Annotated in this window: 19 protein-coding genes and 1 riboswitch; of the genes, 16 read left to right on the top strand and 3 right to left on the bottom strand. The window is 70.9% G+C overall.

Features of this window, described 5'->3' with window-relative positions:
• The first annotated feature begins 35 nt into the window (after window positions 1-35).
• From dacB to ABD999_RS09505, 11 genes are all read left to right on the top strand, one after another.
• Window positions 36-1,445, top strand: coding sequence for a D-alanyl-D-alanine carboxypeptidase/D-alanyl-D-alanine endopeptidase (gene dacB / locus ABD999_RS09455; RefSeq protein ID WP_148035632.1), 1,410 nt, complete (start codon window positions 36-38; stop codon window positions 1,443-1,445).
• A 679-nt stretch (window positions 1,446-2,124) separates the two neighbouring features.
• The gene (locus tag ABD999_RS09460) at window positions 2,125-3,201 is read left to right on the top strand and encodes a zinc-dependent metalloprotease (protein WP_187281524.1); all 1,077 of its coding nucleotides are present in this window, start codon (window positions 2,125-2,127) and stop codon (window positions 3,199-3,201) included.
• A 152-nt stretch (window positions 3,202-3,353) separates the two neighbouring features.
• The gene (tilS, locus tag ABD999_RS09465) at window positions 3,354-4,346 is read left to right on the top strand and encodes a tRNA lysidine(34) synthetase TilS (protein ID WP_271275950.1); all 993 of its coding nucleotides are present in this window, start codon (window positions 3,354-3,356) and stop codon (window positions 4,344-4,346) included.
• A 10-nt stretch (window positions 4,347-4,356) separates the two neighbouring features.
• On the top strand, window positions 4,357-4,908 hold the full coding sequence (gene hpt, locus ABD999_RS09470) for a hypoxanthine phosphoribosyltransferase (RefSeq protein ID WP_271275951.1): 552 nt from the start codon (window positions 4,357-4,359) through the stop codon (window positions 4,906-4,908).
• 251 nt (window positions 4,909-5,159) lie between these two features.
• Entirely contained in the window at window positions 5,160-7,154 is a 1,995-nt protein-coding gene (gene ftsH, locus ABD999_RS09475; RefSeq protein ID WP_148035630.1) for an ATP-dependent zinc metalloprotease FtsH, read from the top strand.
• A complete protein-coding gene (gene folE / locus ABD999_RS09480) occupies window positions 7,151-7,729 on the top strand; it encodes a GTP cyclohydrolase I FolE (RefSeq protein WP_148035629.1) in 579 nt (192 codons plus the stop codon). Before ftsH ends, folE begins: the two co-directional genes overlap by 4 nt.
• Window positions 7,730-7,842: 113 nt before the next feature.
• Window positions 7,843-8,694, top strand: coding sequence for a dihydropteroate synthase (folP, locus tag ABD999_RS09485; protein WP_148035628.1), 852 nt, complete (start codon window positions 7,843-7,845; stop codon window positions 8,692-8,694).
• Window positions 8,691-9,140 carry a nuclear transport factor 2 family protein gene (locus ABD999_RS09490; RefSeq protein ID WP_148035627.1) on the top strand — a complete coding sequence of 150 codons (450 nt, stop codon included), beginning with the start codon at window positions 8,691-8,693 and terminating at the stop codon, window positions 9,138-9,140. Before folP ends, ABD999_RS09490 begins: the two co-directional genes overlap by 4 nt.
• On the top strand, window positions 9,130-9,495 hold the full coding sequence (gene folB / locus ABD999_RS09495) for a dihydroneopterin aldolase (protein ID WP_148035626.1): 366 nt from the start codon (window positions 9,130-9,132) through the stop codon (window positions 9,493-9,495). Before ABD999_RS09490 ends, folB begins: the two co-directional genes overlap by 11 nt.
• Window positions 9,492-9,995 (top strand): 2-amino-4-hydroxy-6-hydroxymethyldihydropteridine diphosphokinase, encoded by a 504-nt coding sequence (folK, locus tag ABD999_RS09500; protein WP_148035625.1) that lies wholly within the window; start codon window positions 9,492-9,494, stop codon window positions 9,993-9,995. The genes folB and folK overlap by 4 nt, the downstream gene beginning before the upstream one ends.
• A complete protein-coding gene (locus ABD999_RS09505; RefSeq protein ID WP_148035624.1) occupies window positions 9,992-10,447 on the top strand; it encodes a DUF3180 domain-containing protein in 456 nt (151 codons plus the stop codon). The genes folK and ABD999_RS09505 overlap by 4 nt, the downstream gene beginning before the upstream one ends.
• 7 nt (window positions 10,448-10,454) lie before the next feature.
• Here the strand turns inward: ABD999_RS09505 and ABD999_RS09510 are convergent, their stop codons facing one another.
• Window positions 10,455-11,600, bottom strand: a complete 1,146-nt coding sequence (locus ABD999_RS09510) for an NADH-quinone oxidoreductase subunit D (RefSeq protein WP_148035623.1) — start codon at window positions 11,598-11,600, stop codon at window positions 10,455-10,457.
• Between the two features lie 157 nt (window positions 11,601-11,757).
• Between ABD999_RS09510 and ABD999_RS09515 the strand changes: the two genes are divergently transcribed.
• Window positions 11,758-12,357 (top strand): DoxX family protein, encoded by a 600-nt coding sequence (locus tag ABD999_RS09515; protein ID WP_271275952.1) that lies wholly within the window; start codon window positions 11,758-11,760, stop codon window positions 12,355-12,357.
• Window positions 12,358-12,382: 25 nt separating this feature from the next.
• Here ABD999_RS09515 and ABD999_RS09520 read toward each other — a convergent pair whose 3' ends face one another.
• Window positions 12,383-13,672, bottom strand: coding sequence for an aminotransferase class V-fold PLP-dependent enzyme (locus tag ABD999_RS09520; protein WP_378525215.1), 1,290 nt, complete (start codon window positions 13,670-13,672; stop codon window positions 12,383-12,385).
• Between the two features lie 44 nt (window positions 13,673-13,716).
• Window positions 13,717-13,832: riboswitch (SAM riboswitch) on the bottom strand.
• A 100-nt stretch (window positions 13,833-13,932) separates the two neighbouring features.
• Here ABD999_RS09520 and ABD999_RS09525 point away from each other — a divergent pair.
• Window positions 13,933-14,673: a TerC family protein gene (locus ABD999_RS09525; RefSeq protein WP_271275953.1), complete on the top strand. Its 741-nt coding sequence runs from the start codon at window positions 13,933-13,935 to the stop codon at window positions 14,671-14,673.
• Window positions 14,673-15,863 (top strand): cytochrome P450, encoded by a 1,191-nt coding sequence (locus ABD999_RS09530; protein WP_271275954.1) that lies wholly within the window; start codon window positions 14,673-14,675, stop codon window positions 15,861-15,863. The genes ABD999_RS09525 and ABD999_RS09530 overlap by 1 nt, the downstream gene beginning before the upstream one ends.
• A gap of 7 nt (window positions 15,864-15,870) precedes the next feature.
• Here the strand turns inward: ABD999_RS09530 and ABD999_RS09535 are convergent, their stop codons facing one another.
• Window positions 15,871-16,833, bottom strand: coding sequence for an SAM-dependent methyltransferase (locus tag ABD999_RS09535; RefSeq protein WP_271275955.1), 963 nt, complete (start codon window positions 16,831-16,833; stop codon window positions 15,871-15,873).
• A 319-nt stretch (window positions 16,834-17,152) separates the two neighbouring features.
• Between ABD999_RS09535 and ABD999_RS09540 the strand changes: the two genes are divergently transcribed.
• Window positions 17,153-18,043 carry a Rossmann-like and DUF2520 domain-containing protein gene (locus tag ABD999_RS09540; protein WP_148035617.1) on the top strand — a complete coding sequence of 297 codons (891 nt, stop codon included), beginning with the start codon at window positions 17,153-17,155 and terminating at the stop codon, window positions 18,041-18,043.
• 43 nt (window positions 18,044-18,086) lie between these two features.
• On the top strand, window positions 18,087-18,920 hold the full coding sequence (panC, locus tag ABD999_RS09545; RefSeq protein ID WP_271275956.1) for a pantoate--beta-alanine ligase: 834 nt from the start codon (window positions 18,087-18,089) through the stop codon (window positions 18,918-18,920).
• Window positions 18,921-18,950: the final 30 nt, after the last annotated feature.

Genomic DNA, 18,950 nt, shown 5'->3' on the forward strand with positions numbered 1-18,950 from the left:
CGTAGGCGAACACCAGGATGAGAGGTCAGGGCGACGTGGCACGGCACGAGCGGTGGGTGATGCTGACCACACTCGTCCTGCTGCAGGTCGTGACCATCGTCACCGGCGTCTACGCGGTTGACAACGACCTCACCCTGAGCGCCCTGACGAGGCAGCCGCCACCGGCAGAGCCGACCGCGCCTCCCGAAGTCCCCGTGGTCACCGCGGGGCCGGTGCTGGCCGGCCTGGCGGCGAGGCCAGGAGACGGACCTCTCCCGACCAAGGGTACTTTGACCCGCAGGCTCACGGATGCGCTGGGTGACCGAGCGCTGGGTGACCGGGTCGGCGCGGTCGTCGTCGACGCCTCCACGGGCGAGCGCGTCTTCGCCGCCAACCCCGACGCCGGCATCGTCCCCGCCTCCACCACCAAGGTCGTCACCAGCGTCGCGGCGCTCGCCTCGCTCGGCCCCGACACCCGCCTGGCCACCCGCGTCGTGCAGGGCGGCGCCCCCGGCGCGATCGTCCTGGTCGGCGGCGGCGACCCGCTGCTCGCCGGTCCCCGGGCCAAGCCGGGCAGCTTCACCGACCAGGCGTCGATGACCACGCTCGCCGCTCGTACCGCCGCCGCGCTCAAGCAGCGGGGAGTCGCCAAGGTCACGCTCTCGTACGACGCCTCGCTCTTCACCGGCCCGGACGTCGGGCCGGGCTGGAAGCCCGGCTACATCCCCGACGGGCACGTCGCGCGGGTGCACGCGCTGGCGATCGACGAAGGGCGGCAGAACCCCGGCCAGAACAGCCCGCGCGTCGCCGACCCCTCCCGCCACGCCGCCGACGCCTTCGCGGGCCTGCTGAAGAAGAAGGGGATCACCGTCGCCAAGACGGTCGAACCCGCCCGTGCCCCGGCCGGCGCCGCCGAGCTGGCCAAGGTCGAGTCGGCCCCCGTCTACGCCCTCGTCGAGCACGCGCTCACCTACAGTGACAACGACCTGTCGGAGGCGCTGGCGCGGCACGTGGCGATCAAGGAGGGCCAGCCGGGGTCGTTCGCGGGCGTCGCCAAGGCCGTCCCCCAGGTGCTCCAGCGGGTCGGCGCCGGCGGCGGCATCCAGGTGTACGACGGGAGCGGCCTGTCGACCCGCAACCGCATCAGCGCCGGCGCCATGGCCGGCCTCATCGCCCTCGCCGTCTCGCCCGACCGGCCCGGCCTGCACGCGGTCGCCTCCGGCATGCCCATCGCCGGGTTCACCGGCACGCTCGGCAACGGCCGCCGCTTCACGGGGGCCGACAGCAAGGGGCAGGTCGGGCTGGTGCGCGCCAAGACGGGCACCCTCAACAACGTCAGCACGCTGGCGGGGCTCACCACCAGCAAGGACGGCCGGGTCCTCGCCTTCGCCTTCATGGCCGACAAGGTCCCGGTCTACGCCGAACCGGTCCTCGACCGGCTGGCGGCGATCGTGGCGCGTGCCTGATTGCGATCCGCCAGGATCGCGGTTGTGTTTATTGGCGATCCTTCGGATCGCGGGCTCGTCGCTCAGATCCGGTGCCTTCCCTCGTCGCTCGGTCGCTGTGCTTATGGCGATCCTGCGGATCGCAGCTCGTCGCTCAGACCCGGCGTCTTCCCTCGTCGCTCGGTCGCTTCGCTCCCTCCCTCCTCAGTCCAGACACCGGCGCTCCTCGCGGGGCTCCCTCCCTCCTCAGTCCAGGCACCGGCGCTCCTCGCAAACCTTGGATGTTCTTCCTGCGGATACCGGGACAGCTCCGATGTCGGGACAGCTCCGATGCCGGGACTGCTCCTTGGTCGGGATACCCGGAGGGTTCAGGGCTTTTCGTGGGCTCCCTGCTTCTTCAGTCCAGGCAACTGGGGCTTCTTCGTGGGCTCTCTTCCCCCTCCGTGCAGGTACCGGGGGGTTCTCGTGGGCTCTCCTCCTCCACAGTCGAGGCACGGGGGCTTTCGCGGGATCCCTTCCTCCACAGTCCAGGCAACCGGGGCTTCTTCGTAGGTTCTCTTCCTCCTCCGTGCAGGTGACGGGGGTTCTCGTGGGCTCTCTATCTCCTGAGGCCAGGCACCTGGGGTTCTTTCCTTGGTTGGGGGGAGCTGGGTTCGGGGCTTCTTCGCGGGGTTGGGCGGAAGCACGTACGGTGGTGGGTATGCAGGTGATCGACTGGGATCTGGCCGTCTCGACCGGCACGCGTCTGGTGCGCCCCGGTCCTCAAGTAACCCGCGAGGAGGCCAGGCAGGCCGTCGCCGAGCTCCGTACGCTGTCGCGCGAGGCCGAAGGGCACGTGCGCGAGTTCACCAAGATCGATGCTGAGACCGCGCCGCAGGCGGCGACCGTCGTCGACCGGCCCGGTTGGATCAGGGCCAACGTCGAGGGCTTCCGCGTGGTGCTGGAGCCGCTCACCCAGCGGATGACCAGCGGCGCCAACCGGCCGCCCGCGATCGTCAGCGCCGTGGGCTCCCGGATCACCGGCGTCGAGGTCGGCGCCGTGCTCGCCTTCCTGGCGACGCGGGTGCTCGGTCAGTACGAGCTGTTCCTCCCGCCCGACCCGACCGGCCGCGAGGCCACCGGCCGGCTCACGCTCGTCGCGCCCAACATCGTGCACGCCGAGCGCGAGATGAACGTCAACCCGCACGACTTCCGGCTCTGGGTGTGCCTGCACGAGGAGACGCACCGGGTGCAGTTCACCGGGGTGTCCTGGCTGCGCGAGTACGTGCGCTCGCAGATGACCGAGTTCCTGCTGGCCTCCGACCTCGACCTGCCGACGCTCGTCGAGCGCCTGCGCAACGCGGCCGACACCATCCAGGACGTGGTCAGGGGCGGCGAGGGCAACCTCATCGACGTCATCCAGTCGCCGCAGCAGAAGGAGATCCTCGACCGGCTCACCGCCGTCATGACGCTCGTGGAGGGCCACGGCGACTACGTGATGGACGCGGTGGGGCCCTCGGTGGTGCCGTCGGTGGCCGACATCCGGGCCAAGTTCGCCCAGCGCCGCGAGGGCGGCTCCAAGCTCGACAAGACGATCCGCCGCCTGCTGGGCATCGACCTGAAGATGAAGCAGTACGCGGAGGGTTCCGCCTTCGTCCGCCGGGTGGTGGAGAAGGCCGGCATGGACGGCTTCAACCGAGTCTGGACCTCGCCCAACACGCTGCCGACCCCGGCGGAGATCTCCGACCCGGACGCCTGGGTGCGCCGCGTGATCGGCACCCCGGCCCTCCCCGGCTGACCCCCGTCCAACGCTCGCCCCGGCCGTCCGGGGCGAGCACCACTGAACCCGGCCATTGTCCACGGACGCTCGCCCACGTGGCTGGACGCCGTACACCCCTCACCTCTGTGGACGCCGGACGGGGCTCGTCGCCGTGGCTGGACAATGGTGGTGTGGGACCGCACCCTGCTGTAGCTGATGTCCGCCGGGCTGTGCGTGAGGCGTTGGCCGGGCTGGACGGAGGGTCCACGGTGCTGGCCGCGTGCAGCGGGGGCGCCGACTCGCTCGCGCTGGCCGCCGCGCTCGGGTTCGTCGCGCCGCGCGCCGGGCTGCGCGCGGGGCTGGTCACGGTGGACCACCAGTTGCAGGAAGGCTCGGACGTACGGGCGAGGCGGGTCGCGGAGCTGGCCGGAGAGCTGGGGCTGGAGTCCGGCGAGGTGCTGACCGTCACGGTGGGCACGGCCGGAGGGCCGGAGGCCGCGGCGCGGGAGGCCAGATATCGGGCGCTCGGCGAGGCCGCGGAGCGGGCCGGCGCCGCCGCCGTGCTGCTCGGCCACACCCGCGACGACCAGGCCGAGACCGTGCTGCTCGGGCTGGCCAGGGGGAGCGGCCCACGGTCGCTGGCCGGGATGGCGCCGCGGAGCGGGCTCTACCGCCGCCCCCTGCTCGACCTCCCGCGCCGCGTCACCGTCGCCGCCTGCGCGGCGCTCGGCCTGACCCCGTGGGACGACCCGCACAACGACGACCCCCGCTACACCCGGGTCCGGGTGCGCTCGCGGGTCCTTCCCGTACTGGAGAAGGAGCTCGGGCCCGGGGTGGCCGAGGCGCTCGCGCGGACGGCCGGGCTCGCCAGGGACGACGCCGACGCGCTCGACGAGTGGGCTGACACGGTGTATCACGATTGCGCTCTAAGCGATATTTCGGGAAGGCTCACGCTCTCCGTCGAGGCGCTGGAGCGGGTTCCCGCGGCCGTGCGGCGGCGGGTGCTGCGTCGCGCCGCCATCGCCGCCGGGGCGCCGTCCGGGGCGCTCTCGGCGACCCACGTGCACGCCGTGGAACGCCTCGTCACGTCCTGGCGCGGGCAGAAGGCCGTGGACCTACCCGGGCGAGTGTCGGCCGTCCGGCGGTATGGCACCCTGATACTCGCCATCAGCCCCATCCCGTAAGGAACCACAGGTGGACGCAGCCGACATGGGCGAGGACCTCGAGAAGGTCCTCATCGCCGAGGACGAGCTCCAGGGCAAGATCAGGGAGCTGGCCGGTCGGATCGACGAAGACTACGCGGGCAAGGAGCTGCTCCTCGTGGGCGTGCTCAAGGGCGCCGTCATGGTGATGGCCGACCTGGCCAGGGCCCTGCACGTGCCGGTGCAGATGGACTGGATGGCGGTGTCGTCCTACGGCGCCGGCACTAGGTCGTCAGGTGTCGTGCGGGTGCTCAAGGACCTCGACACCGACATCATGAACCGCCACGTGCTGATCGTGGAGGACATCATCGACTCCGGCCTGACCCTCCACTGGCTGCTGGAGAACCTCAAGTCGCGCAACCCGGCCTCGCTGGAGATCTGCGCCGCGCTGCGCAAGCCCGACGCCGTCAAGGTGCCCATCGACGTCAAGTACGTCGGCTTCGACATCCCCAACGAGTTCGTCATCGGCTACGGGCTCGACTACGCCGAGCGTTACCGCAACCTCCCCTTCATCGGCACCCTCGCCCCTCACGTCTACACCTAGAGATCGCTTGGATGGCCGTGAACCGCCGGGAACACAGCGGGCCGTGACGTACGTTGGTAGGGCAAGGCCGGTTGTAGCGGGCGGTCCCTCCGCGCGCTTGTCCGGTGTACCTTCTGACGACGGGAGGGTGACCGAGCGTCCCCTCCGGGTAGTCAGAAGTCGCGGCGTCGGGATGCCGCGGCCCCGGGTCCTGCCCGGGGTTCCAGGCCATGGTCAGGGAAGGGACGGGCCCGCCAGGGGTTCCGCATCGGATGGATCTCAAGCGATTTACACGTGGGCCACTGCTGTGGATCCTGGGCATCGTCGTGCTGCTCCTGCTCGTCACCCAATTGTGGAGCGGCGGGGGCAACTTCAAGCAGGCCGACACGTCCACGGTCCTCGAGCAGATTCGCACCGGCAACGTCAGCAACGCGAAGATCATTGACAAGGACCAGCGGATCGAGCTGACGCTCAAGAACGGCATCACGGTCAGGCCCGGCGACCAGCCCACCAAGATGATCCAGTCCGACTGGGTCACCGGCTACGGCGCCAAGCTGACCGACGACCTGCAGGCGCAGGTGCAGGCCGGCAAGACCGACAGCTTCACCACCGAGGTGCCGCAGGAGAACATCCTGCTCAGCATCCTGGTGAGCTTCCTGCCGATCGTCATCATCGTGCTGCTCTTCCTGTTCATCATGAACCAGATGCAGGGCGGCGGCAGCCGGGTGATGAACTTCGGCAAGTCCAAGGCCAAGCTGATCACCAAAGACACTCCCAAGACCACCTTCGCCGACGTCGCGGGCGCCGACGAGGCCATCGAGGAACTCCACGAGATCAAGGACTTCCTCCAGGCCCCGGCCAAGTTCCAGGCGATCGGCGCGAAGATCCCCAAGGGCGTCCTGCTCTACGGCCCGCCCGGCACCGGCAAGACCCTGCTCGCCCGCGCGGTCGCGGGTGAGGCGGGCGTGCCGTTCTACTCGATCTCCGGGTCCGACTTCGTCGAGATGTTCGTCGGCGTCGGCGCCTCCCGGGTGCGCGACCTGTTCGAGCAGGCCAAGGCCAACGCCCCGGCGATCATCTTCATCGACGAGATCGACGCCGTCGGCCGCCACCGCGGCGCCGGCCTGGGCGGCGGTCACGACGAGCGCGAGCAGACGCTCAACCAGCTGCTCGTCGAGATGGACGGCTTCGACGTCAAGGGCGGCGTGATCCTCATCGCCGCGACCAACCGGCCCGACATCCTCGACCCGGCCCTGCTGCGTCCCGGCCGCTTCGACCGTCAGGTCACCGTCGACCGTCCCGACCTGGAGGGCCGCAAGGGCATCCTCAAGGTCCACGGCCGCGGCAAGCCGTTCGCGCCCGACGTCGACCTCGACGTCATCGCGCGCCGGACCCCCGGGTTCACCGGCGCCGACCTGGCCAACGTGATCAACGAGGCCGCGCTGCTCACCGCGCGCGCCGACGAGAAGCTGATCACGATGGACATGCTGGAGGAGTCGATCGACCGGGTCATGGCCGGGCCCGAGCGCAAGACCCGCGTCATGTCCGACAAGGAAAAGAAGATGATCGCCTACCACGAGGGCGGTCACGCGCTGGTGGCGCACGCGCTGCCGAACTCCGACCCGGTCCACAAGATCACGATCTTGTCCCGGGGCCGGGCGCTCGGCTACACGATGACGCTGCCGATGGAAGACAAGTTCCTGGCCACCCGGTCGGAGATGATGGACCAGCTCGCGATGCTGCTGGGCGGCCGCGCGGCGGAGGAGCTCGTCTTCCACGAGCCCACCACCGGCGCCTCCAACGACATCGAGAAGGCCACCGCCGTCGCCCGCCGCATGGTGACCGAGTACGGCATGAGCGAGGCCCTGGGCGCCCGCAAGTTCGGCAGCGGCCAGGCCGAGGTGTTCCTCGGCCGTGAGATGGGCCACGAGCGCGACTACTCCGAGAAGATCGCCTCCACGATCGACGAAGAGGTCCGCCGGATGATCGAGACGGCTCACGACCAGGCGTGGGACATCCTGGTCGAGTACCGCGACGTGCTCGACAACCTGGTGCTCGAACTCATGGAGAAGGAGACCCTCTCCCGCGACATGGTGCTGGAGATCTTCTCTCCGGTGGTCGTCAAAGAGCACCGTCCGTCCTACGCGGGCTACGGCAAGCGGCTCCCGTCCGACCGGCCGCCCATCCTGACCCCCAAGGAGCAGTACGGCAACGGCTCGCTCGGACAGGGCCACCAGGGCGCACTGCCTTCCGGAGACACTGCGTGAAAGCGCACGAAGTAGATTTCGGACGGATCGAGAAGGCCGTCCGCGAGATCCTCTATGCCATCGGCGAGGATCCCGACCGCGACGGCCTTCTCGAGACGCCCGCCCGGGTGGCCCGCGCCTACGCGGAGCAGTTCTCGGGCCTCGGGCTGACCCCCGAGGACGTGCTCAACAAGGTCTTCGACGTCGACCACGACGAGATGATCCTGGTCAAGGACATCGAGGTCTACTCGACCTGCGAGCACCACCTCGTCCCGTTCTACGGCCTGGCGCACGTCGGCTACATCCCCAACGAGCACGGCCAGGTGACCGGCCTGTCCAAACTGGCCAGGCTGGTCGACGTCTACGCGCGCCGGCCGCAGGTGCAGGAGCGGATGACCTCGCAGATCGCCGACGGCATCATGCGGGTGCTGGAGCCGCGCGGCGTGATCGTGGTGGTCGAGGCCGAACACCTCTGCATGACGATGCGTGGTGTACGCAAGCCCGGCGCGAAGACGGTCACCTCGGCCGTCCGCGGCGATTTCCGTACCAGTGACAAGACGCGCGCCGAGGCGATGGCGCTGATCCTGGGGCGCTGACGGCTGGCGGCGCCGCGTGAGATCCGCGCGCGTTCCAAGCGCGAAGGGATCGTTATCCACAACGGGGCACCCGCGATATCGCCGGGTATGAGCGAGCGCCTAGGCTTGGGCACATGACGAGAGTGCCGGGGCTTGACGACGCCGACCGGTGCCTGGTCATGGGCGTGGTCAACGTGACCCCTGACTCGTTCTCCGACGGCGGCCTGTGGTTCGACGAGGCGGCGGCCATCCGCCACGGGTTCGAGCTGGTCGCCCAGGGCGCCGACATCGTCGACGTGGGTGGCGAGTCCACCCGGCCGGGCGCCTCCAGGGTGTCGCTCGACGAGGAGCTCGCCCGCGTGGTGCCCGTGATCGGCGCGCTGGCCGCGGAGGGTGTCCAGGTCAGCGTCGACACGATGCGGGCCGAGGTGGCCAAGGCCGCGGTCGAGGCCGGGGCGGTCCTGGTCAACGACGTGAGCGGCGGCCTGGCCGACCCGCAGATGCCGCGCGTGGTGGCCGCCGCAGGTGTGCCCTACGTGGTGATGCACTGGCGCGGCCAGAGCGAAGACATGCAGAGCCGCGCGGTCTACGAGGACGTCGTGACCGAGGTCTGCGAGGAGCTGGCCAAACGGGTGGAGCTGGTGCTCGCCGAGGGGGTCTCCCGCGAGCAGATCGTGCTCGACCCGGGGCTCGGCTTCGCCAAGAACGCCACCCACAACTGGGCGCTGCTGGCGGCGATCCCGCGCCTGACCGAGCTGGGCTACCCGCTGCTGATCGGGGCGTCCCGCAAGAGGTTCCTGGGGCGGTTGCTCGCCGACGCCGACGGCACGCCGCGCCCGTTCGACCGCAACGACGACGCCACGCTGGCGGTGACGGCGCTCGCCGCCCGTGACGGCGCCTGGTGCGTCCGGGTGCACACCGTAGGTCCGAATGCCGATGCCGTGCGCGTGGCAGCAGCATGGAAGAGAGCCGGAGCTGACACATGAGCGTCGACACCGCCGCGATCGAGACCATCAACCAGGAGTTCTATACCGCGATAGAAGACGCCGACCTCGATCGGATGACCGAGATCTGGGCCGAGGACGGCGTCGACGGCAAGGTCAGCTGCGTCCACCCGGGCTGGACCCTCCTGGCGGGCCGGTCGGAGGTGCTGCGGTCGTGGGCGTTGATCATGGCCAACACGACCTACATCCAGTTCGTGCTCACCGACGTCAACACCACCGTGCTCCGCGACGACGTGGCGGTGCTGACCTGCGTGGAGAACATCCTCACGGCGGGCGAGGAGGGCGAGTCCAGCTTCGCGGCCGGCAAGGTGGTGGCCAGCAACGTCTACATCCGCACCCCTCAGGGCTGGCGGCTGTGGATGCACCACGGGTCGCCGGTGCTGCAGAGCGACGACGACGAGGAGGAGGAAGGCGAGCTTGAGCACTGACCGGATCGCGCTGAAGGGCCTGCGGGCCCGCGGGAGACACGGCGTGCTGGCGGCCGAGCGGGAGCTCGGCCAGGAGTTCGTCGTGGACGTCACGCTCTTCCTCGACACCGCGCCCGCGGCCGCGGGCGACGACCTGGCCCTGACCGTCGACTACGGCGAGCTGGCGCAGGCGCTGGTGAAGGTGGTCGAGGGCGAGCCGGTCGCGCTGATCGAGACGCTCGCCCAGCGGCTGGCGGAGGTCTGCCTGGATAGGGAGCTCGTCGAGTCCGTGGAGGTGAGCGTGCACAAACCCGCCGCGCCGATCCCCCTGCCGTTCGGCGACGTGGTGGTGACGATCCAACGGAGGCGCCGATGAAGACCGTGCTAGCGCTCGGGAGCAACCTGGGCAGACGTTTCCAGACGCTGCAGGGCGCCGTGGACGCGCTGTTCGACGCGCCGGGTCTGGAGTTCGTGGCGGCCTCGCCGGTCTACGAGACCGATCCGGTGGGCGGCCCAGGGGGCCAGCGGCCCTACCTGAACGCGGTGGTGGTGGCGGAGACGACTCTCGAACCGCACACCCTGCTGGAGCGGGCGCAGAGCACCGAAGACGCCTTCGGCCGCGTCCGCCAGGAGCGGTGGGGGCCGCGCACGCTCGACATCGACCTGATCGTGGTGGGCGACATCGTCAGCGACGACCCGGAGCTGACGCTGCCGCACCCCATGGCGCACGAGCGGGCGTTCGTGCTGCTGCCGTGGGCGCAGGCCGACCCCGACGCGGAGCTGCCGGGCAAGGGCCGGGTCGCCGACCTGCTGGCGGGCCTCGACCAGCGGGGCGCGCGACTCCGTGAGGACCTGAAGCTGCAGAGGCCCGATTGAGACCGACCCGTCCCGGCCTGCTGGCCGTCGTCTTCGTCGTCGTCGCGCTGCTGACATGGCTGACCGTCCAGCAGTTCTACTCCCAAATGCCGCTGGTGCCGTGGACCGCGATCCCGACGGTGCTGCTGCTGGCCGTCGGCGAGGCCTACGCCGGGTGGATGACCCGGGCCAGGATCGCCCGCCGGCCCGGCACCAAACCGGTGGAGCCGCTCGCGGTGGCCCGGCTGGTCGCGCTGGCCAAGGCGTCCGCATACGGCGGGGCGGGGTTCGCGGGCCTGTTCGGCGGCTTCGTCCTGCACACGGCGACGGAGCTGGAGAAGGTGACGCCGCGGAGCGAGTTCTTCGTGTCCGGCGGCTCGCTGCTGGCCTGCGTGGTCCTCGTCTGCGCCGCCCTCTTCCTCGAACACGCCTGTCGCATCCCCGAGGACCACGAGGGTGACCGGCCCGAGTAGGAGCCGGTCACTTGTCGATGTCGCCCACCACGAAGAACATCGAGCCGAGGATGGCCACCATGTCAGAGACCAGGTGGCCGGGCAGCATCTCGCGCAGCACCTGGATGTTGCCGTAGGAGGCGGAGCGGAGCTTGAGCCGCCACGGGGTCTTGTCGCCCTTGGAGACCAGGTAGTAGCCGTTGATGCCGAGAGGGTTCTCCGTCCAGGCGTAGGTGTGGCCCTCCGGCACCTTGAGCACCTTGGGCAGACGCTGGTTGATCGGCCCCCGCGGCAGCGAGCGGAGCCGGTCGACGCACGCGTCGGCGAGGTCGAGCGAGACCTTGACCTGCTCCAGCAGCACCTCGAAGCGTGCGTGGCAGTCGCCGGCGGTGCGGGTGACGACCCTGACGGGCAGCTCGGGGTAGGCGAGGTAGGGCTGGTCGCGGCGCAGGTCGACGTCGACGCCCGAGGCCCTGGCGATGGGGCCGCTGACCCCGTACTGCATGATCTGCTCGCGGGTGAGCACGCCGACGCCTCTGGTGCGGGCGAGGAAGATCTCGTTGTCGAGTATGAGGTTCTCGATGTCGGGGATCTTCGCGCGGACCTCGGCGACGGTCTGTGACACCCGGTCGAGCCACCCGTACGGGAGATCCTCCTTCAGGCCGCCGACGCGGTTGAACATGTAGTGCATCCGCCCGCCGGAGATCTCCTCCATGACGGCCTGGATGCGCTCGCGCTCGTCGAAGGCGTAGAAGATGGGCGTCATGGCGCCCATCTCCAGGGGGTAGGAGCCGAGGAACATCAGGTGGTTGAGCACCCTGTTGAGCTCGGCCAGCAGCGTGCGGGCCCACACGGCGCGGACGGGCGGCTCCATGCCGAGCATGCGTTCGGCGGCGAGCACCACGCCGAGCTCGTTGGCGAACGCCGACAGCCAGTCGTGGCGGTTGGCCAGCATGATGATCTGCCGGTAGTCGCGCACCTCGAACAGCTTCTCCGCGCCCCGGTGCATGTAGCCGACGATCGGCTCGGCGGTGGCGATGCGCTCGCCGTCGAGCGTCAGGCGGAGGCGGAGCACACCGTGCGTCGAGGGGTGCTGGGGGCCGATGTTGAGGATCATGTCCTCGGTGGCCAGTTCCTTCGCCCCTGCGCCGATTCCCACCACGCGTTCCGTCATACGGCCCATGCTCTCACCGGATACCAGGTCAAGGAACGGGTGTGCCGGGGTCCGTCGTCCGAGGTCAAGGTACGGCAAGCACGCGCATCACCAGGCCATGGCGGGGGAGGATTATCTGGAACGGGGGAACAAGACGATGAAGAGGGTCATCTTTGATGTGGCTGCCCTGATCGCCAGGGTGGTGATCGGCGTCATCTTCGTGGCGCACGGGCTGCAGAAATGGACAGCGGGTCTGGGGGCCATCAGCGCCGGCTTCACCGAGATGGGCGTGCCACTGCCTCAGGCGTCGGCCGCCTTCGCGACGATCGTCGAGGTGGTCTGCGGGGTGCTGCTGATCGTGGGGCTGGCGGTCCGGATCTCGGCGGCGCTGTTGCTGATCGACATGATCGGGGCGCTGCTCTTCGTGCACGCGGCCGGCGGGGTGTTCGTCACGGAGGGCGGCTGGGAGCTGGTGGCGGCCCTGGGCGCGGCCTGCCTGCTGCTGATCGCGCTGGGCGGCGGGCGCATCGGCCTCGACGGGATCATCCACGCGGTGCACAGGCGTCGCTCCCGGCGGGCCGCCGCGACCGAGCCCGCCTACGAGCCGGTGCCGGGCGGGCTCGACAACGCGCCCACCCGGCCCACGGTGATGGAGGAACCGCAGCGCGACGTGCCCCCGCAGGGGAGCGGCGCGAGCGGCTTGGACGACCGCGACATGCGTGACGTCGACCGCCTGCTCGGCGACGAGCCGACCCGGCCCAACCCACGCAAGCCGTAGGAGTTACGGTCGCTGAGCGGGCCGCTCAGCGACCGGCCAGGTCGCGCAGCGCGGCGAGAAGACGGTCGACATGCTCTTCGGTCGTGCCGATGCCGATCGAGGCGCGCACGGCCGAGGCGGTGCCGTCCGCGCAGCCGCCGTCCTGCGTGCCGAGCAGGTGCCGGACGAACGGGTGGGCGCAGAACTTGCCGTCCCGCACCCCGATCCCGTGCTCGGCCGACAGCGTCTCGGCGACCTCGCGCGCCGGGTGGCCGTCGACGGTGAAGGACACGATGCCGACGCGCGGGTGGCCGGGCCCCCACAGCGAGAGTTCCCGTACCCCGTCGATGGCGGCGAGGCCGGCACGCAGCCGGGCGAGCAGCCGCTCCTCCTCGCGGACGAGCGGGGTCCAGCCGGTGGCGGTGAGCGCGTCGCAGGCGGCGGCCAGCGCGATGGCGCCCAGCACGTTCGGGGTGCCCGCCTCGTGCCGCGGCTCGGGGTCTTCGTGCCAGTCGGCCCCGTCCTCGCCGACGGCGCGCACCGCGCCGCCGCCCTTCAGGTACGGGTCGCCGGCGGCCAGCCAGTCACCGCGGCCGACCAGCGCCCCAGCCCCGAACGGCGCGTACAGCTTGTGCCCGGAGAAGGCCACGTAGTCCAGGTCGAGCGCGGTCAGGTTGAGCGGCCGATGGGGGACGAGCTGGGCGGCGTCCACCAGGATGCGCGCGCCGTGCCGGTGCGCGATGTGGGCCAGCGCGGCGACGGGCCAGAGCTCGCCGGTGACGTTCGAGGCGGCGGTCACGACCAGGAGCTTGGGGCCGTCGATCCCGGCCAGGGTGTCGTCGGCGGCGCGCACGGCCTCGCCGGGGAAGGCCGGCGGCGCCAGCCGGACCACCCGCTGCCACGGCAGCAGCGAGGCGTGGTGCTCGGTGTCGAAGACGACCACAGTGGTGCCTTCGGGCAGGCAGCGGGCGAGCAGGTTGGTGGCGTCGGTGGTGTTGCGGGTGAAGACCACCGCGTCGTCCGTGCGGGCGCCGACGAAGGCCCGTACGGTGTGGCGGGCCTGCTCGTAGCGCGCGGTCGTGAGCTGGGAGGCGTACCCGGCGCCGCGGTGCACGCTGGAGTAGGCCGGGAGCGCGGCGGCGACGGCGGCGCTGACCTGCTCCAGACAGGGGGCGCTGGCGGCGTAGTCGAGGTTGGCGTACCCGGCGAGCCTGCCGCCCTTGACCGGGACCCGCAGGTCGGCGCCGAGCACGGCGGGGATCGCACGCGCCGGACAGGGCTCCGGGTGCTTCTCGGGAGCGGTGCGGGCGGCGTCGAAGATCGTCAAAGTGGACACGGCATGCCTCCTCGGGCGTCATCGGACCCCAGGAGCAGCCACGGAGCCCGCGCTTGCCCGCCACCCTTCGTGGCGGACCAGGTCTTCACCCGGGGCACCCCGCCGCGGACGCGAGGGTTGCCGGCCAGCGAGCCGGGGCTTGGCGCTGGCACTCATGACCTACGTGCCGGACTATAACCGATGATTCATCCGGATCGCGAACTTCTCCGGAGTTCTGCTCGTTGGGCGGTGGTACGTTCCCCCACCGAAAGTAGGCGGCGATGCTTGACTGGGTGTCCAACCCGGAGATCTGGATAGGGTTCCTCACCCTGGTGACCCTGGAGATCGTCCTGGGCATCGACAACATCATCTTCATCTCCATCCTGGCAGGGAAGCTGCCTCCCGAGCAGCGCGACCGGGCGCGGGTGCTGGGCCTGGCCGCGGCGCTGGTGATGCGGCTGCTCCTGCTGCTGGCGCTGTCGTGGGTGGTCCGGCTCACCGCGCCGCTGTTCGAGGTGTTCGGTCACGAGATATCGGGACGAGATCTCATCCTGCTGCTGGGCGGGCTGTTCCTGCTGGCCAAGAGCGTCACCGAGATCAGCCACACGATGGACGGGCCGGGCAAGGACGGCAAGTCGGCGGCCGTCGTCTCGTTCACGTCGGTCATCGTGCAGATCATGCTGCTCGACATCGTGTTCTCGCTCGACTCGGTGATCACCGCCGTGGGCATGGTCGACGAGCTCGGGGTGATGATCGCGGCCGTGGTCGTGGCGGTGGCGGTGATGCTGTTCGCCTCCGGGCCGATCAGCCGGTTCGTCGACGCGCATCCGAGCATCAAGATGCTGGCGCTGGCGTTCCTGGTGCTGATCGGTGTGATGCTCGTGGCCGAGGGTCTCGACCAGCACATCCCGAAGGGCTACATCTACTTCGCGATGGCGTTCTCGGTCGTCGTCGAGCTGCTCAACATCCGGGTGCGGAGCAGGAAGAACAAGCAGGTGGAGGAAGCTCCTACTATGCAATAGTGCGCTTTGATCCCTGGAATCCGGATTTCGTGGCCCATCCCTACGACGTCTACGCCGAGCTGAGGCGGGAGGCCCCGGTCAGCTACTTCGAACCCGCCGACCAGTGGCTGATCGCCCGCCACGCGGATGTGGACGAGCTGCTGCGTGACCGCAGGCTCGGCCGTTCCTATCTGCACGTGGCCACGGACGAGGAGTTCGGCAGGCCACCGGAGCCGGAGTTCCAGGAGCCGTTCTGGCGGGTGGTCCGCGCCGGCATGCTCGACGTCGAGCCGCCGGTGCACACCCGGCTGCGCCGCCTGGTGTCCAAGGCGTTCACCCCGCGCATGGTCGAGTCGCTGCGGCCGCGCGTGCGGGCCATCGCTGAAGGGCTCGTGGACGCGTACGTGGAGAAGGGCGGCGGAGATCTGATCGCGGAGGTCGCCGAGCCGCTGCCGGTGACGGTCATCGCGGAGATGCTGGGCATCCCCGAGCGGGACCGTCACCTGCTGCGGCCCTGGTCCTCGGACATCTGCCTGATGTACGAGCTCAACCCGAGCGAGGAGATGCAGCACACCGCGGTCAGGGCGGCGGACGAGTTCGCCGAGTACTTGAGAGGGCTGGCCCGCGAGCGGGCGGGGAAGCCGGGCGACGACCTGATCAGCGCGCTGGCGGGGATCCCCGAGCTGACCGAGGACGAGCTGATCGGCACCTGCGTGCTGCTGCTCAACGCCGGTCACGAGGCCACCGTGAACGCCACCGGCAACGGCTGGTGGGCGCTGTTCAGGAACCCGGACGAGCTGGCCCGGCTCCGCGCGGACCGCTCGCTGCTGCCCACGGCGATCGAGGAGGTGCTGCGCTGGGACACCCCGGCGCAGATGTTCGAGCGCTGGGTCCTGGAGGACATCGAGGTCGGCGGCGTGCGGATCCCGCGCGGGGCCGAGGTGGCGCTGCTGTTCGGCTCGGCCAACCGCGACCCCGAGGTGTTCGACGACCCCGACCGGTTCGACGCGGGCCGCAAGGACAACCCGCACATCTCGTTCGGCCTGGGCATCCACTACTGCCTGGGCGCGCCGCTGGCCAGGATCGAGATGGTCGAGTCGTTCGGCGCGCTGCTCGACCGGACGCCGGCGCTGGAGCTTGTCAGGGAGCCGGAGTGGAAGCCGGGCTACATCATCCGAGGGCTGCAGGGCCTGGAGCTGAGCACGCGCTGACGCCGGGTCACCGGCGCTGGCAGAGCCAGCCGAACCCGCCCAGCCCCGCCGGATCGATCAGCTCGGCCTCCTCGGAGGCCCGGGCGAGCGCCCGGAGATAGCCCGGAGGATCGGTGCGGGCCAGGTCGAGGGAGGGGCGGGCGCCGGTGACGCCCAGCTCGCGCAGCGCGGCACGCTGTGTGGACAAGGCTGTGGATATCGCGCCCGCCCGCCGCCCGGCCTCGGCGCACGCGTCGAGCGCGACGTGCGCGGTGATGTCGCAGGTCCCGTCGGGGATCGGGGATACGACCGCGCCGTCGCGATATCCGGTGAGCGTGCCGCAGCGCGGCCGGTTATCCACAGGGTGTGCATAATCGACGGCGACGGCCCGCCCCTGGTCGAGCCGCGCCAGGACCGCCGCCCAGGCCGCGTCGCGGGTGCGGCCGATCTCGGCTCTCGTGCCGACGCACGACAGCGGCCACCACCGTTTCAGCCACTCCAGATCGGCCGCCGGCGGCTCGCCGCCCAGCCGCTCCTCGCCGGTCTCGGTGTCGACCAGGACCAGCCGCGGCCCGTCTGCGGTCTGCTCGGCGACGTCCAGCGGGACGTTGTCGAGCCACTCGTTCGCGATCACCAGGCCGCGCACCCCGGAGGGGATCCGGGCGGACCACCCGATCTCCTCGGGAAGATCGTCCGGCCGGGGGGACAGGTCGACGGCCGTGACCCGCAGCCTGGCCCGCAGCCCGCGGCCGGCCATGGCGAGCACGTGGCGGACCAGCACGCCTTCGCCCGCGCCGACGTCGACGAGGTCGATCCCGGCGGGGGCGCCGAGTTCGGCGTCGACCTCGCGCAGCAGGGCCAGCACCGCCTCGGCGAACGCCGGTGACGCGACGACCGAGGTGCGGAAGTGGCCGGACGGGCGTTCGCGAAGGTAGAAGCCGCCCTCGCCGTACAGCGCGCGCTGAGTGGCTTCGCGCCAGGTGAGCCACATGTCTGGACTATCTCACGATGGACACGGGGCCCGGACCGGATCCGGGCCCCGCCATGGCCGCCAGTCGGCGGTGGCGGCCATGCGCACCGCCCAAGAGGCCCCTGACACAGTGCGGGCGTCGGGTCGTGATAGGACTCGGCGCCCGCTCCCAGCGGTGAACCCCTCTCCTCATCTCATCCGACAGGGGGTGCACCGGTTCACCTGCCCTTGTCCCTTTTGTCGGTAACGCAACATGCAGCAAAACCCCGGTCATCTCTTCTTGCCGGTGCGCCGGTTACCCTGGTCGGCAGTGCCATCAGGTCGACCGGGGGTGTACGTCATGGAGGCAGCCGATCGCCCGGCCCGCCTGGCCGTCGGCGTGCTGGGAGCGGGCAAGGTCGGCTCCGCGCTCGGCTCCGCGCTGGCGCAGGCCGGCCATCGCGTCGTCGCCGCGAGCGGCGTCTCCGACGCCTCCCAGCGTTGGGCCGCGGCCAGGCTCGGGGTCGAGCCGGTGCGGCCCGACCAGGTGGTGGCGGCGGCCCAGCTCATCCTGCTCACCGTGCCCGACGACGCGCTGCCCGACCTCGTGGGCGGCCTGGCAGCCACCGGCGCCGACCTGCACGGCAAGATCCTCGTCCACTGCAGCGGCGCGTACGGCCTGTCCGTGCTCGACCCGGCCGCCCGCAAGGGCGCGCTGCCGCTGGCGCTGCACCCGGTGATGACCTTCACCGGCCGCGACGACGACCTCAACCGCATCACCGGCTGCTCCTTCGGCGTCACCGCCCCCGAGCCGCTGCGGCCGATCGCCGAGGCCCTGGTCATCGAGATGGGCGGGGAGCCGGTCTGGATCGCCGACGCCGACCGCCCGCTCTACCACGCGGCCCTGGCCAACGCCTCCAACCACATGGTGACGCTCATCGCCGAGTCGGAGGAGCTGCTCGGCCGCATCGGCGTCGACCACCCGGGCCGGATGCTCGGGCCGCTGCTCGGCGCCGCGCTCGACAACGTGCTCAGGCTCGGCCTGTCGGCCCTGACCGGGCCGGTCGTGCGCGGCGACGCCGGCACCGTGCGCAAGCACGTCGACGCGCTGATCCTGGCCGCCCCCGAGGCGGCCGACGCCTACGTGGCGCTGGCCAGGCTCACGGCCGACCGGGCGCTGGCGGCCGGGCTGCTGAAACCGGAGGAGGCGGAGCGGCTCCTCGACGCGCTGGGTGGCAACATATGGACCTGACCGTGACCCGCGACGGGCATGGATCCGTTCTCGGAGGCAGCGCATGGACCTCATCCTCGCCAGGAACCGCACCGATCTGATCAAGGCTCGCGGTGGCGGCACCCTCGCCCTCGTCCCCACCATGGGAGCCCTGCACGAAGGGCACCGCTCGCTCATCAGGCTGGCCCGCGACCGTGCCGACCAGGTCGTCGTCAGCGTCTTCGTCAACCCGCTGCAGTTCGGGCCCGGGGAAGACTACTCCCGCTACCCGCGCACCTTCGACGCCGACCTGGCGGCGTGCCGCGAGGAGGGCGTGGACGTGGTGTTCGCCCCGGCGGCGGGCGACATGTACCTCCCCGACCGCCAGGTGAGCGTGTGCGCGGGCGAGATGGGGCGGATCGTCGAGGGCGCCTCCCGGCCGGGCCACTTCGACGGCATGCTGACCGTGGTGCTCAAGCTGTTCAACCTGGTGCGGCCGGACGTCGCGGTGTTCGGGCAGAAGGACGCCCAGCAGCTGTCCATGATCCGCCGCATGGTCGCCGACCTGGACGTGCCCGTGGAGGTCGTCGGCGCGCCGACCGTCAGGGAGCCCGACGGCCTGGCCCTGTCGAGCCGCAACCGCTACCTGTCGGCCGGCGAGCGCCGGGTGGCGCTGGCGCTGTCGCGCGCCCTGCGCGCCGGAGCGGGTGAGCCGACCCCGGCCCGGGTCCGCGCCGCGGCCTCGAAGGTGCTCGCCGAGGCCCCGCCGGAGCTGGAGCTCGACTACCTGGTGCTGGTGGATCCGGCCACGTTCACGGAGGTCTCCGACCCGTACGAGGGAGAAGCGGTTCTCGCGGTGGCCGCGAAGGTCGGCGCGACCAGGCTGATCGACAACATGGTGGTGCGGCTGGGCCGGTAGCGGCCCCCGGGGCGCGCGCATACTCGGTCA

The sequence above is a fragment of the Nonomuraea ferruginea genome, from assembly GCF_039540635.1.
GTDB classification, from domain to species: Bacteria; Actinomycetota; Actinomycetes; order Streptosporangiales; family Streptosporangiaceae; genus Nonomuraea; species Nonomuraea ferruginea.